We start from the raw sequence: 14476 nt of genomic DNA, 5'->3' as shown, positions 1-14476 counted from the left end.
GCTACGCTCTCACTGCCGGAGCGATCGGCGGCGAATGCGGTGCATGTCGGGTCGGTGCAGGGGAGGTCGTCGGTGGGATTCGCACGATGTGGTGCGGCTGTGGGAGTGGCGCTTTCGGTTCTTCTGGCGATGCCGGTGCCGTCGGTCGCGTCGCCGGACGTTTCGATGGTGGAGCCCGCACCGCCGGAGCAGGACGCGTTCTATCGGCCGTCGGCCGGCTCGGTCGCGTCGAAGCGGCCGGGCGAGATCATCGCCGCCCGGCCGGTCGAGATCGCGAACCAGCTCGGCGCTTCGCTGGATGCCGAGGCGTGGCAGGTGTCCTATCGGTCGAACAACAGCGCCGACCAGCCGATCGCCGCCATCGCGACGCTACTGAAACCCCGCGCCGGAACCGGCGAGCTGGTGTCGCTGCACCCGGCTGAGGACTCCACCGGGCTCTACTGCGCGCCGTCGTACACAGTGCGCCGGTCGGTGCAGGCGGGTCTGCTGGACGGCCAGCTGGATCCGCTGCGCGGCGCCCAGGCGCTGCTGGCGCAGGGGTGGACCGTCGTGGTGCCCGACCATCAGGGGCCGAACGCGGCGTTCGCCCACGGACCGCTGGCCGCGCGGATCGCCCTGGACGGCATTCGTGCCGCGGAGCGGTTCGGTCCGCTGGGGCTGCCGGGTGCGGACACCGAGGTGGCGATGTGGGGCTATTCCGGCGGTTCGATCCCCACGCTGCACGGAGCGGAATTGCGTGCGGCCTACGCACCGGAGGTGAATCTCGTCGGCGTCGTCTCGGGCGGCACCGATGTCGATCTCGAGGTCCTGTCGCGGGAGGCGAACAAGGGGCCGGGCGCCGGTCTGGTCGCGGCCGCGATCATCGGGCTCGCGCGCGAGGAACCGGAGCTGGACGCCTTCCTGCGTGCGAACGTCACACCGCGCGGACGCGAGCTGCTCGCCGCGAAGGACCGGATGTGCGTCCTGAAACAGGCCATGACGGAACCATTTCTCGACATCGATAGTCTGGTGCGGGGCGGTCTGCTGCACACGTCGATCATGCGGGACGTATTCGCGCGCACCAGGATGGGCAAGTCGGTCCCCGACGCCCCGGTCTTTCTCTACCACGCCGCCGCGGACTGGCTGGTGCCCATCGGCCCGGCCGACGACCTCTTCGCCGCCTACTGCCGGGACCCCGCCGCGCGCGTCAGCTACATCCGCGACCACCTGAGCGAGCATCTGACGCTGAACACGCTCGCCGAGCACAGTGTGGTCGCCTGGTTGCGCGAGCGATTCACCGGGGTTCCAGCCGAAAGCGGCTGCACGACAGCGAATATCGCCTCGATAGTGTTCGGGCGCTGATCCGGTCGACGCCTGTCGGCTGGATCGAGGAGAACGCTCCGCGACGACGGCGTGCCGGTGAACTCCGGATACTCCCGCGGGATCGGTCTGTGCAGTGCCGCAGCGGCCGACGACCGGGGGCTGCCGCCCCCTACTCGATTCCGGCGACCTTCCGGCAGCGCCAGTCCAGGTAGTTGATCATCGTCCAGAAGTCCTTGAACGCCGGATTGGTGGTCTGGCCGTGGTGGTAGCGGTAGTAGATCTGCTGGGCGATGACCGCAAGGCGGAACAGTCCGAAAGCCTCATAGAACGGCCAGTTCTCGGCCGGATGACCGGTGCGCGCGCAGTAGTGCTCGACGATCTGCGCGCGGGTCAGCATGCCGGGCAGATGGCTCGGCTGACGGCGGAAAGACCGCATGGTCTCGTCGTCATCGGCCTGCACCCAGTAGGCCAGCGCGCCACCGAGATCCATCAGCGGATCGCCCAGAGTCGCCATCTCCCAGTCGAGTACGCCTACGATCGCGCCCGAACCCGCTGGGTCGAGCACGAGATTGTCGAGCCGGAAGTCGTTGTGGATTACGGTGGTCGCGACGTCCGCGGGCTGATTGCCCTCCAGCCAGCCCATCACCGCCGCGAAATCGCTGACATTGTCGGTGCGCGCGTTGACGAACCGGCGCGACCAGCCCGCGACCTGACGGCCGACGTAGCCCGCGCCTTTGCCGAGTTCGGTGAGTTCCGCGGCCACCGGGTCGACTTCGTGCAGTTCGATCAAACAGTCGAAAGCCGTGGTCGACAGTCGCCGCGCCTGATCATTGGACAGGCTCATCCCGTCCGGCAGATCACCGCGCAGGATCGTGCCCGCCACGCGTTCCATCACGTAGAACTCGCTGCCGATCACACCCGGATCGATGCACCGGGCGACCATCCGCGGCACGTACGGGTAGTGCGGACGCAGCCGTTGCTGTACCGAGAACTCGCGGCCCATGTCGTGCGCGGAGGCGGCCTTCGTCCCCGCCGGTGGCCGGCGCAGGATCAGATCGCGGTCCGGATAGCGCAGCAGATAGGTGAGATTCGAAGCGCCGCCGGCGAATTGACGCACCTCGGGCGGCCCCTCGAGGCCTGGCACCTGATCGGCGAGCCAGGCGTGCATGGCCGCGACGTCGAAGGCGTCCTCGGCGCGCACGGCGGCGGGCTCCGGCGCGCTCACCGGTCGGTCCCGTACTTACGCAGTTCCTGCCGGGCGATCACGCCGAGGTGCACTTCGTCGGGACCGTCGGCGAAGCGCAGCGACCGAATGCCCGCGAAGGCGCGTGCCAGCGGGAAGTCATCGGAAAGACCGGCGCCGCCGTGCAGTTGGATCGCCATGTCGAGGACTTCCTGGGTCATCCTCGGCACGACCGCCTTGATCTGGGACACCTCGCTGCGCGCGCCGGCCAGTCCCTTCGTATCCAGCAGCCAGGCGGTGTGCAGCACGAGCAGCCTGGCCTGATCGATCGCGACGCGCGCGTTGGCGATGCGCTCCCGATTACCGCCGAGGTTGGCCAGCGGCTTGCCGAACGCGGTGCGCGACAGGCTGCGACGGCAGGCCAGTTCGAGCGCGCGCTCGGCGAGCCCGATGGCGCGCATGCAGTGATGGATACGGCCCGGGCCGAGGCGGCCCTGCGCGATCTCGAAGCCCCGTCCCGGCCCCGCGATCACGGCGTCCACAGGTAGCCGCACGTCGGTGAAGGTGACCTCGCCGTGTCCGTAGGGTTCGTCCAGGTAGCCGAAGGTGCTGAGCATGCGCTCGATCCGCACACCGGGTGTGTCGAGCGGGACCAGCACCATGGAGTGGCGCTGATAGGGGTGCGCCGCCGGGTCGGTGAGTCCCATGAAGATGACGAACTTGCAGTTCGGATGGCCGATGCCGGTGCTCCACCATTTGCGGCCGTTGAGCACGATCTCGTCGTCGTCGACTACGGCGGTCGCGGCCATGTTGGTCGCGTCGGAGGAGGCGACCTCGGGTTCGGTCATGCAGAACGCCGAGCGGATCGTGCCGTCCAGCAGCGGCTCCAGCCACTCCCGGCGCTGCTCCGCGCTGCCGTAGTGCAGCAGCACCTCGGCGTTGCCGGTATCGGGGGCGTTGCAGTTGAACACCTCCGGCGCCCAGCCGGAGCTGCCCATCGCCTCGGCCATCGGGGCGTAATCGACGTTGCTCAGGCCCGCGCCGAGTTCCGGATCGGGAAGGAAGAGGTTCCACAGTCCCGCGGCCCGCGCCTTGTCCTTGAGCTCTTCCACCACCGGCGGGACCGCCCATGGCGACTCGCGCAAGAAGGCCGCGTACTCCTCGTCGCGTGGCTCGATCTCGTCCCGCACGAACTGCCGCACCTGGTCGGTGAGGCGGACGGCTCGGTCGGAATGCGTGAAGTCCATACCCATCCTCGAGGCTGCGCTGAGCATTGCTCAACTTCCGGTCGGGTCATTGGTAGCATATTATTGAGCATTGCTCAATAGAGCACGCGTGATGAGAAACTACTGCGCAGCGCCTTATCGCGCCGACCGAGTGCGGCTGTCCCGCACGACACAGGAGGCTGGATGACCGAGGCTGCCGCGGAGCCCGGCGGCCGCCGCTCGGCGGACGACCGGCGCAGACAGCTGATCGGGATCGGGCTGGGCATGCTGCTCGACCGGCCCTGGCACCAGATCACCGTCGACGCGGTCGCGCAGCAAGCCGGCATCTCACGGGGGCTGCTCTTCCATTACTTCCCGACCAAGCAGGACTACTACGCCCAGCTCGTCCGCGCCGCCGCGCAGCGATTCCTCCGCGGCACCGGTCCCGACCCGGATGCCGCCGACCCGCTCGCGTCGATGATCGCCAACTTCGTCGGCTACATGCGCAGGCGCAGCGGACCGCTGGTGAGCCTGCTCCGCGCGGCGGGCCAGGATCCGGTGCTCGAGTCGATCATGGAGCGGATGCACGACGAGCTGACCGATCGGGTGTTCGACGCGCTCGGGCGGGCCGAGCCGACGACCGCCGAGCGTCTGGTGGTCCGGTCGTGGTGGGCGATGGCCGAAGATCTGACGGTGCAGTGGCTGGCCCGTGCCGATGTCGACCAGAACCTGCTGGACCGGCTGCTGTTCGACACGCTGTCGCGGGTGCTCGACTCGGTGGACGCCGAACGCGCGGCCGGTCGGGGCTGATCGACTCGCCCATTGCCGACCGGTTTCGATTTCGCGTGAAGTCTCGAAATGCTCTCCGGGAGAATTCGGCCCGGTGCCGCCGAGTGGTGAATCTCGGCGACACCGGCGTATCCGAAACGCTCCGCGGGAGCGCACGCGCCGCCGCGAAGGGAAAGCGCGCCACCTCAGCATAGGGTGATCAATGGTTCGGCGCGCGGCTCGATGCCGAGGGTGTGCTGTAGGCCGACGCGTGTCGTCCGCGGCACGCCGAATAGTTTTACGGGATGGCAAATGAATAGGTTTCGCTTGCAGCAGTGCATCGACTATGAATGGGGTGTGCCGTTGCCATACGTGATCACTTGTCTGCCATCGAATCTCCCGTGCAGGGAGCGCTGATGGTCATCGAACATCCCATCGAGGACGAGGTCACACAGCTGGCGAGACGGGTCGAGAAGGCCCGTGGACGGCTCGCCTACCAGTTCGATCCCGCGCTGACCCAGGCGCTGTCGGAGGACGAACTGCATGCCGAACGTGAACTAGCCGAACGGATTCGCACTCAGGAGCGCGGACAGCGCTGGAAAGAGGCGCAGGCTACCGCCGCGGCCTCGGACCGGGCCAGGCAGACCACCGAAGCGATCGAGAAGGCCGACATGCGAGATCTCCTGCTCGCCCGCAAGGCGATTGCCGCGCAGCGACGCGAATCAAGCCCGCACGCGAAGCTGGCCTCGCTCTACCGGCATAGATCCTGGTCGCTGCGCGCGCTGGCCGGTGTCGTCGCGGCGGGCATGCTGTGGTCGGCGGTCAACGTCCAGCAGAACATCGCGCCCGGCGGGGCGACCGATCCGCTGTACTGGTTCAGCTATCTGCTCGAAGGCATGATCAGCGTCTGCCTGATCATCATCATGATCGGCACCAACAAGGTCGCCGAATGGGGCGTGGTCGACAACCGTCGCCAGGTCGCGACGGCCGAAATCGCCCTGCTGGCACTGACGGTCAGCCTCAACACCTACCCGTATCTGCGCGCGGGCGCGTGGTACGACGCCGCGGTGCACGCCATCGCGCCGGTGATGATCGGCGTCGCGCTGCTCATCCACGATGCCGCCAGCGCACGCTACGGCCTCGCCATCGCCAGAGCCACCGAGCAGGTCCGCGAGCTCCCCGACCCGGCCGAGCAGATTCGGCTCACACTGCCCAGGTACCGGATGCCGGTTCCGCCGGAGGCGATCACGTCCGGCGTGCCGCACGATCAGCCGGACGTTGCCCAGTATCCGGCGGCGCCACCGGTCGAGGTGATCGAGCAGGAGGTCACGGAGGCGGTCGTCGACGAAACCGATGACGCGCCGGAGCATCCCGTCGAGCGTCCCGCTCCGGTGCGCGCCGAGCCGAAGCGCGCACCCGTCGAGTCTCCCCGGAAGCCGCTGCTGCCCGAGACCATCGAAGCACTCGACGCGATGGAGAGCTTCGAGACGCCTACCACCACGCCGGTGCAGGCCGAGACCACCGAAGCCGCGGTTGCCGCGAAGAGTAGTGCCGCTTCGGCCAACGGCAAGAATCCCGCCCCGACCAGCGAGCCCGTCGCGCCGTCGGCGGCTCCCGCGACCACGGCCGACGAGCGCCCCGCGACGCGGGTCCCCACCGAAGAGCCCGCCCCCGCCAAGGCGGTTGTCCGGCCCCCGGCCACACCGCGAACCTCGGTATCCGACAGCGAAACCCCGACCGCCGCGCTGCCGGAGATCACCCCTACGCCCCGGCGCCCGCTTGCCGACGCGAAGAGCGAGACCCCAACGGCGGAAGCAAAGAACGGCAAGGACAGTCCCAAGCCCGATCTCGAGCCGCCCGCGACGGCCCGCACCCCGGACATCTACGACACCGGTTCGTTCCGCGTCGCCGACATCCTCGAGCAGGAACTCGCCGAACTGCAGGCCGAACGCCGCCGCGCCCGCACCAACAGGCAGCGGTCCGCCTCGACCGCGGGCCGCGAATCCTAGCCACACCCGTTCTCCAGCAACGATGCCCGTCGACGCAAACCGTTCGACGGGCATCGTCGTTTCCGGGGGCGGGTCGATCGTGTACCAGCGGTTGGAGCCGCGCAGGATGTTCTCGGCGTTCGCCGATAGCTGCTGAGAGCAGATCTGCCGAGGGCAGCGTGGCAGCGGTTTCGCGGGTCGACTGAGGCACCGTGGAGGCATGGCTCACGACGACAAGACCCCGATGTTCAGCTGGCGGGCCAGGGAGCAACTGCTCAGCCGCCGCGTACTGGTGCTGGACGGCCCGCTCGACGACGACAACGGGACGCTGCTGATGACGGAGTTGCTCACTCTCGCCGCGGAGGACCCGGAGGCGGGCATCTCGCTCTGGATCCATTCCCCGGGCGGATCGGTCCCATCGATGCTCGCCATCCGCGATGTGATGCGGTTGGTTCCGTGCGAGGTCTCGACGCTCGCTCTCGGATTGGCGTGCAGCGCGGGGCAGTTTCTCTTGTCGGCGGGCAGCCGGGGTCGGCGTTTCGCGTTGCCGCACGCCCGGGTGCTGATGCATCAGGGGTCGGCGGGTATCGGCGGCAGTGCGGTCGACGTCGAAGTCCAGGCCGACGATCTGCGCTACACCGTGGAGACGGTGCTCGGCATCATCGCCGAGGACACCGGCCAGCCGTTCGACCGGATCTACGAGGACTCGCTGCACGACCGCTGGTTCACCGCTGCGCAAGCCAAGGAGTACGGCTTCGTCGACCACATCGTCGACTCGTTCGGACAGGTCGTCCCCCAGCGGCAGCGCATCGGTATCTCGGCATGAGCGAGCGCAGCGAGCGAATCATCGACACAGCGCGCACCGCGCATGGCGGAGCCGAGCGGCAGCGAGGCGCAGTCATGAGCGTCAGGCTCGGAAGCGGCGGCGTGCGCGACCTCGCAGGGCCTGCGCACGCCGGAAAGGACACAGCATGAGCACTTACACCATCCCCAATGTGATCGCGCAGCATCCGCGCGGCGGTGAGCGGATCACCGACATCTACTCGCACCTGCTCGCCGAGCGGATCGTCTACCTCGGCACGCCGATCGACTCGGGCGTGGCCAACGCGCTCATCGCGCAGCTGCTGCACCTGGAATCGGAGAGCCCGGAGCAGGAGATCAACCTGTACATCAATTGCGAGGGCGGCGATCTCTCCTCGATGCTCGCGGTGTACGACACCATGCAGCACATCAAGTCACCGGTGCAGACCACCTGCGTGGGCCAGGCGATCGCGGTGGGCGCGGTGTTGCTGGCAGGCGGGGAGCCGGGCCGCCGCGCCATGCTGCCGCACGCGAGGGTGGTGCTGCATCAACCTGCCGCGCGGGGCCAGGGCGCGATACCCGACCTCATCCTGCAGGCCGACGAGCTGGTGCGGATGCGCGCGGAGATCGAGTCCATCCTGTCCCGGCACACCGGCCAGTCGGTGGAGCGACTGCGGCATGACACCGACCGCGACCGGGTCTTCACCGCGCGAGCAGCGGCCGACTACGGCTTGGTCGACCAGGTGCTCGGCGCCCGCGACTGATCAGGCGGCCAGCGCCTGGAGCGTCGGCCCGGCGCCGGAGCGCGGCGCGGGCCGGAGGAAGGCGACCCGGCGCTGCGCGCGAAGCTCATCCGCCACCTGCTCGACGAGCTCGCCCAGCGTAGTGCCGAGCGATCCCGCCAGAGCGGCGATCATCTCACTCGACGGCTCTTTGCGGCCCCGCTCCACCTCGGACAGGTATTGCGGGGAAATGCCCGCCCGCTTGGCCGTTTCGACCAGCGTCTCGTGCCGATCCTGGCGAAGCGTGCGTAGCTGTTCGCCGAGGGCCTCGCGCCAGAGCGGTTCCGGAGCCGTCCGCGGTTCCGGCCCTCGGAACCGGTCGTCGCGTCCTCCCGGGATCGAGTGAAGTCTCGGATGCTCGGTCATGGTGTGAGCGTACGGTCCGGCCTCCCCGGCCTGCCCGCTATTACGCTCAGGGCGTACGAGTTCGAGTTGCGCTGAATTCCGCCTCGCGCCAAGGAGTTCATCCTCCGGCGCGATGCACGCCGCGGCAGCGCGCGCCCGGGCTCGTCTGATCGCGCTGATGCCGTTCGGCGTGGTCGCTGCCGTTCGCGCGCCCGACCGAGGATGATAGGGAACCGTGCCGGAGAATCCGAAGGTTTCCGACCTCAAGCCGCGCAGCCGCGACGTCACCGACGGCCTGGAGAAAGCCGCCGCCCGCGGGATGCTGCGCGCGGTCGGCATGGGCGACGAGGATTGGGAGAAGCCGCAGATCGGCGTGGCCTCCTCCTGGAACGAGATCACCCCGTGCAATCTCTCCCTCGACCGGCTCGCCAGGGGGTGCAAGGACGGCGTGTTCTCCGGCGGAGGCTTTCCCATGCAGTTCGGCACCATCTCGGTGTCCGACGGAATCTCCATGGGACATGAGGGAATGCACTTCTCCCTGGTCTCGCGTGAGGTGATCGCCGACAGCGTCGAGACGGTGATGCAGGCCGAGCGGCTGGACGGTGCGGTGCTGCTGGCCGGCTGTGACAAATCGCTGCCCGGGATGCTCATGGCGGCGGCCAGGCTGAACCTGGCGAGTGTGTTCCTGTACGCGGGTTCGATTCTGCCGGGAATCGCGAAGATGTCCGACGGCAGCGAGCGCGAGGTGACGATCATCGACGCGTTCGAGGCGGTCGGCGCCTGCGCGCGCGGCCTGATGAGCCGCGAGGACGTCGACGCCATCGAGCGGGCCATCTGTCCGGGCGAGGGCGCGTGCGGCGGGATGTACACCGCCAACACCATGGCCAGTGCGGCCGAGGCGCTCGGCATGTCGCTGCCTGGCAGCGCGGCACCGCCCGCGACCGACCGCCGCCGCGACGGCTACGCCCGGCGCAGCGGCGAGGCGGTGGTGGAATTGATCCGGCAGGGGATCACCCCCGCGGACATCTTGACCAAACCCGCCTTCGAGAACGCGATCGCGGTCGTGATGGCCTTCGGCGGCTCCACCAATGCCGTTCTGCACCTGCTGGCGATCGCACACGAGGCGAACGTCGACTTGGCGCTGGACGATTTCGCCCGCATCGGTCGCCGGGTGCCACACCTGGCCGACGTCAAACCCTTCGGCAGGCACGTGATGACCGACGTGGACCGGATCGGCGGCGTGCCGGTGCTGATGAAGACGTTGCTCGACGCCGGGTTGCTGCACGGCGACTGCCTGACCGTGACGGGGCGGACGGTGGCGGAGAACCTGTCCGCTATCGCCCCGCCGGACCCCGACGGCAAGGTGATCCGGGCAATGGCGTCGCCGATGCATCCGACCGGAGGCATCACCATCCTCTTCGGGTCGCTCGCACCGGACGGCGCCGTCGTCAAGTCGGCGGGCTTCGAATCCGACGTCTTCACCGGCACTGCAAGGGTTTTCGACCGCGAGCGGCCCGCGATGGACGCTCTCGAAGACGGCACGATCTCGGCGGGAGACGTGGTGGTCATCCGGTACGAGGGCCCGAAGGGCGGTCCGGGGATGCGCGAGATGCTGGCCATCACCGCGGCCATCAAGGGCGCGGGCCTGGGCAAGGACGTCCTGCTGCTCACCGACGGACGGTTCTCCGGCGGCACCACCGGTCTGTGCGTCGGGCACGTCGCCCCCGAAGCGGTCGACGGCGGACCGATCGCCTTCGTGCGCGACGGCGACCGGATCCGCCTCGACGTCGCCGTGGGAACTCTCGACCTCCTGGTCGACGCCGAAGAACTGGCCCGCAGACGCGAGGGTTGGAAACCCCTGCCGCCTCGCTACACCCGCGGTGTGCTGGCGAAGTACACGAAACTGGTGGGCTCGGCGTCGATCGGCGCCGTCTGCGATTGAAGTTCAGAGCATCCCGGAGCTCTGGCAACGCGTCGATCCAGGGCGGCGTGCGCCGTCAATCGGACGCTGCGAAACGACCGCTCCGTTCGACTCGTATCTCCGCCGGTCGCATCGGCGCGCGGCGCAGCGGTGTGGTTTCGGCTGGCGCACCCGCGAGGCCCGCGAGTCGGCGGGCGCCGAGTATTTCCTCGATCGCTTCGGGTGTGAGCAAGCCGAGTTCGATCGCGATCTCGGCGACGGATTGCCCGGTTTGCAGTGCTTGTTTGGCGATGCGGGCACTGGCCGCGTATCCGATGTAGGGGGTCAGAGCCGTGACGATGCCGACAGAGCGCCGAACGCCCTGCTCGAGATGGTCGCGGTTGGGAGTGATGCCCGCGACGCACTTGGTCGCCAAGGTGTCGACCGCGGCGGTCAGATGTGTGGTCGTGCGCAGCATGCCATAGGCGATGATCGGCTCGAACGCGTTGAGTTGGAGCTGCCCGGCCTCAGCGGCCATGGTCACGGTCAGGTCGTTGCCGATGGCCTCGAAGGCAACCTGGTTGACGATCTCCGGAACGACCGGGTTGACCTTTCCCGGCATGATCGATGACCCGGCCTGAACCGGCGGCAGATTGATCTCGCCGAAACCCGTTGTGGGGCCGGACGACATCAGCCGCAGGTCGTTGCACGTCTTGGACAGTTTGACCGCGACACGCTTGAAAATGCCGGAGACCTGAACGAAGGCACCGCAATCCTGCGTGGCCTCGATCAGGTTCGCAGCCGGCGTGACGGCTTCGCCGGTGAGCTCGGCCAGGTGGGCGCAGGCCAGCGCGGGATAGCTCGGATGGCCGTTGATTCCGGTGCCGATCGCGGTCCCGCCGAGGTTGCTCTCACACAGCAGCGCGATGCCCTCCTCGAGCCGGTCGCAGTCCTCGCGAACCATGACCGCGAAGGTGCCGAATTCCTGTCCGAGCGTCATGGGGACGGCGTCTTGCAGCTGGGTGCGGCCCATCTTGATGACGTCGGCGAATTCGACCGCCTTCGCGCCGAACGCGTCCGCGAGCCTGCGCAGTGCCGCGACGAGTTCCCGAATGTGCCGCACGACGGCGAGCCGGACGGCGGTCGGATAGACGTCGTTGGTGGATTGGCCGAGGTTGACGTGGTCGAGCGGATCCAGTTCGAGGTAGCTTCCGCGGTCGTATCCGAGCAGTTCCAGCGCTCGGTTGGCGATGACCTCGTTGGCGTTCATGTTCGTCGAGGTGCCCGCGCCGCCTTGGATGGGGTCGATCGGAAACTGGTCGTGCAGCGCGCCGCCCCGGATCTCGTCGCAGGCCGATTCGATTGCGTCGGCACGACGAACGTCGAGCATGCCGAGTTCTCGGTTGGCGCGGCAGGCGGCCTGCTTGACCGCGGCGAGTGCGGCGACGAGCGCGGGGTATCGCCCGATGCTGTCTCCGGTGATGGCGAAATTGTCCAGCGCGCGTGCGGTGTGGATGCCCCAGTACGCGCCGGAGGGGACGGTGCGGGTACCGAGCGAGTCTCGTTCGGTACGGGTGCTGTCGGTCATCATCGGCTCCGGGCGGTCAAGGCGTCTTCGCGGAAAGCTGTTGGAAGCGGCGTGGTCGTCGCGGGATTCGACAGCTCGCCGAGCAGGTTGGTCATCATCCAGTCCCGTAGTTGCCCGCCGGAGAACCCGAGGTCGACGAGGTAGGCCAGCTTGGCGAGCGCCGCCTCTCTGGTCATATCGCCTCCGCTGATCGCACCCGCGTCGAGTAGGGCCCGCCCGGGCAGGTATCGCTCGAGATCGACCGAACCGCTGTCACACTGAGTGATCACGACGACCGGGGTTCCGCGCCGAGTCGCCGTCCGGATCGTCTCGATTACTTCGGCCCCGTGCGGCATCGTGCCGGAGCCGTAGCATTCGAGGACGATTCCACCCGGGTACTGCCGAAGTGCCGCCGTCAGAAGTTCGGCGTGCAGACCGGGAAAGACCGTGAACAGCCCGACGGGAAGGCGGGTAGTCGTGCTGTGTCGTCGGGGGAGGAATGCCGGGGACGGGGGCGGGGTGAATTCCCGAACGGTGGTGAAGCCGTCGTAGTCGTCGCAGGCGCGTTTGCTGGCCCGCAGGGCGGGATGCAAAGCCGAGCCGAAAGCGATATAGGTTCCCGGGCCCGGTTGTGCGGCAATCGAATCCAGTGCCAGATGCAGGTTGCGCTGCGCGTCGCTGCCAGGGTGGCCGAGTGGTATCTGGGCGCCGGTGAACAGTACGGGGACATCGAGATCGCGCAGTTCGAACGCGACGCGGGCGCCGACATAGGCCATGGTGTCGGTGCCGTGAATGACGACGACACCATCCGGGCGCGTCGATTCGACGCTGTATCGCACCCACTCCGCTATCCGGAAGGCGGTGCCCGGGTCGGCCTCGGCGCTGTCGATGACGCGGTCGAATTCGGCGTACCGGAGCTCGACCGACCGGCCCGTCAGCTCGTCGTATCGGGTGATGACGTCCGCGATCTCGGCGCCGATTCCCGAACGCGGTCCCATGCCCGCGCCCCGATCGGCCATCCCGAAAGTGCCGCCGGTGTAGAGGACGTGGACTCGCAATGCCGCGTGGGAACGTGCGGTTCCGCGATTGATCATGCGCCCGGCGCTCCCTCGGTGGTCGCGTCCTTGCGGTCCGTCGAGGCGAGCACGTCCGGATCCAGACGCCCCCTGATCCTGAACCATCCCGCGACCATTGCCGCGACGACGACGGTGAACACAGCGAGCGTGATCCGCCCGATCTCGTCGTCGAAGAACATCAGCGCGACGACGCCGGCCAGGAAGCCGAGAGTCAGGATGTTGAGCACCGGAGCGAACGGCAGCCGGAAGGCGGGTCGACGGTACTCGCCCCGCTGGGACTTCCGCACGAAGATCCAGTGACAGATCATGATCGAAGCCCAGGTCCCGACGATGCCGAGCCCGGCGAGGTTCAGCACGATCTCGAACGCTTTCTGGGGCATGAGGAGATTCAGCACCACGCCGGCGATGCCGACCGAACTGGTGATCAGGATTCCGCCGTACGGAACCCCATGGCGATTCATCCGCGCGGCGAAGCGTGGCGCCGCTCCCGCCACGGCCATCGACCGCAAGGTGCGACCGGTCGCGTACAGACCCGCGTTCAGGCTGGACATCGCGGCGGTGAGCACGACCAGGTTCATGACATCGCCCGCGTGCGGGATCCCGATCGAGCTCATCACGGTGACGAACGGGCTCTCGCTGGGGGAGTACGCCGTCCACGGCAGCAGCAGCGTGAACAGGACCACCGAGCCGGCGTAGAACAGGATGATCCGCCACATGATGGAGTTGACCGCCTTCGGAACCACGGCGCCGGGGTTGTCGGATTCGCCCGCGGCGACGCCGATCATCTCCGTCCCGCCGAACGCGAACACCACCCCGAGCGCGATGGTGAGCATCGGAGCGAGGCCGTGCGGGAAGAAACCACCGTTGTCGGTGATCGTGGAGAATCCGGGGACATTCCCGTCGACCGGTGTGCCGGTGACGAGGAACGCCACGGCCAGCACCATGAAGGCGACGATGGTGCCGACCTTGACCAGTGCGAACCAGAACTCCAGCTCGCCGAACAGGCGCACCGACACGACGTTGAGCCCGACGACGACCGCCAGCGCTATCAGCGCGAGGACCCACTGCGGTATCGGTACGAACAGCGACCAGAAATGCGCGTACAGCGCCACGGCGGTGATGTCGGCGACCAGGGTGGTCGACCAATTCAGGAAGTACAGCCAGCCGACCGAATATGCCCCGCGCTCGCCGAGGAATTCGCGGGCGTAGGAGACGAACGCGCCGGACGAAGGCCGGTACATGACCAACTCGCCGAGCGCGCGCACCACCATGAACGTGAAGACACCGCACACGATGTAGACGATGGCCAGCGACGGACCGGCGAGCGCCATGCGGCCACTGGCCCCGAGGAACAGCCCGGTGCCGATGGAACCGCCGATCGCGATCATCTGCATATGGCGCTTGCGTAGCTGTTTCTGATAGCCGGCATCGCCGATGTCGACCTTCGCTGCTGGTGTTGGCGTGGCTGGCCGGGCCGACAATTCGTCGTGGTGCGTCATGGAAACCTTCCTTGGGCCGAAATCCAGCCTGCGGGACAGCGCGCTGCTCAACCGAGCCCG

General features: G+C 68.0%; 12 protein-coding genes. 6 read left to right on the top strand and 6 right to left on the bottom strand.

Annotated features, from left to right (window positions below; genetic code table 11):
* Positions 1–99: 99 nt before the first annotated feature.
* On the top strand, positions 100–1341 hold the full coding sequence (locus tag OHA40_RS09130) for a lipase family protein (RefSeq protein WP_330232625.1): 1242 nt from the start codon (positions 100–102) through the stop codon (positions 1339–1341).
* A 130-nt stretch (positions 1342–1471) separates the two neighbouring features.
* On the opposite strand, the gene OHA40_RS09125 is transcribed toward OHA40_RS09130, so the two are convergent.
* Positions 1472–2527, bottom strand: coding sequence for a phosphotransferase family protein (locus OHA40_RS09125; protein WP_330232624.1), 1056 nt, complete (start codon positions 2525–2527; stop codon positions 1472–1474).
* Positions 2524–3732: an acyl-CoA dehydrogenase family protein gene (locus tag OHA40_RS09120; RefSeq protein WP_330232623.1), complete on the bottom strand. Its 1209-nt coding sequence runs from the start codon at positions 3730–3732 to the stop codon at positions 2524–2526. Before OHA40_RS09120 ends, OHA40_RS09125 begins: the two co-directional genes overlap by 4 nt.
* A gap of 162 nt (positions 3733–3894) precedes the next feature.
* Here OHA40_RS09120 and OHA40_RS09115 point away from each other — a divergent pair, with 162 nt between their 5' ends.
* From OHA40_RS09115 to OHA40_RS09100, 4 genes are all read left to right on the top strand, one after another.
* Positions 3895–4500: a TetR/AcrR family transcriptional regulator gene (locus OHA40_RS09115; protein ID WP_330232622.1), complete on the top strand. Its 606-nt coding sequence runs from the start codon at positions 3895–3897 to the stop codon at positions 4498–4500.
* A 374-nt stretch (positions 4501–4874) separates the two neighbouring features.
* Positions 4875–6467 (top strand): hypothetical protein, encoded by a 1593-nt coding sequence (locus OHA40_RS09110; protein WP_330232621.1) that lies wholly within the window; start codon positions 4875–4877, stop codon positions 6465–6467.
* A 199-nt stretch (positions 6468–6666) separates the two neighbouring features.
* A complete protein-coding gene (locus OHA40_RS09105; protein WP_330232620.1) occupies positions 6667–7272 on the top strand; it encodes a ClpP family protease in 606 nt (201 codons plus the stop codon).
* 145 nt (positions 7273–7417) lie between these two features.
* Complete coding sequence (locus OHA40_RS09100; protein WP_330232619.1) at positions 7418–8011, top strand: ClpP family protease; 594 nt, start codon at positions 7418–7420, stop codon at positions 8009–8011.
* Here the strand turns inward: OHA40_RS09100 and OHA40_RS09095 are convergent, their stop codons facing one another.
* The gene (locus OHA40_RS09095) at positions 8012–8395 is read right to left on the bottom strand and encodes a helix-turn-helix domain-containing protein (RefSeq protein ID WP_330232618.1); all 384 of its coding nucleotides are present in this window, start codon (positions 8393–8395) and stop codon (positions 8012–8014) included.
* 214 nt (positions 8396–8609) lie between these two features.
* Between OHA40_RS09095 and ilvD the strand changes: the two genes are divergently transcribed.
* Entirely contained in the window at positions 8610–10316 is a 1707-nt protein-coding gene (gene ilvD / locus OHA40_RS09090) for a dihydroxy-acid dehydratase (protein WP_330232617.1), read from the top strand.
* 55 nt (positions 10317–10371) lie between these two features.
* On the opposite strand, the gene OHA40_RS09085 is transcribed toward ilvD, so the two are convergent.
* The 3 genes from OHA40_RS09085 to OHA40_RS09075 are packed head-to-tail and all read right to left on the bottom strand — an operon-like array spanning position 10372 to position 14416.
* Complete coding sequence (locus OHA40_RS09085) at positions 10372–11862, bottom strand: aspartate ammonia-lyase (protein WP_330232616.1); 1491 nt, start codon at positions 11860–11862, stop codon at positions 10372–10374.
* Positions 11862–12935, bottom strand: coding sequence for an asparaginase domain-containing protein (locus OHA40_RS09080; protein ID WP_330232615.1), 1074 nt, complete (start codon positions 12933–12935; stop codon positions 11862–11864). The genes OHA40_RS09085 and OHA40_RS09080 overlap by 1 nt, the downstream gene beginning before the upstream one ends.
* A complete protein-coding gene (locus tag OHA40_RS09075; protein WP_330232614.1) occupies positions 12932–14416 on the bottom strand; it encodes an amino acid permease in 1485 nt (494 codons plus the stop codon). Before OHA40_RS09075 ends, OHA40_RS09080 begins: the two co-directional genes overlap by 4 nt.
* Between the last annotated feature and the right edge of the window lie 60 nt (positions 14417–14476).

Source organism: Nocardia sp. NBC_00508 (assembly GCF_036346875.1).
In the GTDB taxonomy this organism is placed as follows: Bacteria; Actinomycetota; Actinomycetes; order Mycobacteriales; family Mycobacteriaceae; genus Nocardia.
The sequence above is the reverse complement of the archived record's forward strand: the minus strand, read 5'-3'. Positions and strand labels throughout refer to the sequence as shown.

Bases quoted from the DNA above. Each gene is read 5' to 3' on its own strand.
- OHA40_RS09085 (WP_330232616.1), bottom strand. From the start codon at position 11,862: ATGACCGACAGCACCCGTACCGAACGAGACTCGCTCGGTACCCGCACC.
- OHA40_RS09100 (WP_330232619.1), top strand. From the start codon at position 7,418: ATGAGCACTTACACCATCCCCAATGTGATCGCGCAGCATCCGCGCGGC.
- OHA40_RS09105 (WP_330232620.1), top strand. From the start codon at position 6,667: ATGGCTCACGACGACAAGACCCCGATGTTCAGCTGGCGGGCCAGGGAG.
- OHA40_RS09075 (WP_330232614.1), bottom strand. From the start codon at position 14,416: ATGACGCACCACGACGAATTGTCGGCCCGGCCAGCCACGCCAACACCA.
- OHA40_RS09110 (WP_330232621.1), top strand. From the start codon at position 4,875: ATGGTCATCGAACATCCCATCGAGGACGAGGTCACACAGCTGGCGAGA.
- OHA40_RS09115 (WP_330232622.1), top strand. From the start codon at position 3,895: ATGACCGAGGCTGCCGCGGAGCCCGGCGGCCGCCGCTCGGCGGACGAC.
- OHA40_RS09120 (WP_330232623.1), bottom strand. From the start codon at position 3,732: ATGGACTTCACGCATTCCGACCGAGCCGTCCGCCTCACCGACCAGGTG.
- OHA40_RS09080 (WP_330232615.1), bottom strand. From the start codon at position 12,935: ATGATCAATCGCGGAACCGCACGTTCCCACGCGGCATTGCGAGTCCAC.
- OHA40_RS09095 (WP_330232618.1), bottom strand. From the start codon at position 8,395: ATGACCGAGCATCCGAGACTTCACTCGATCCCGGGAGGACGCGACGAC.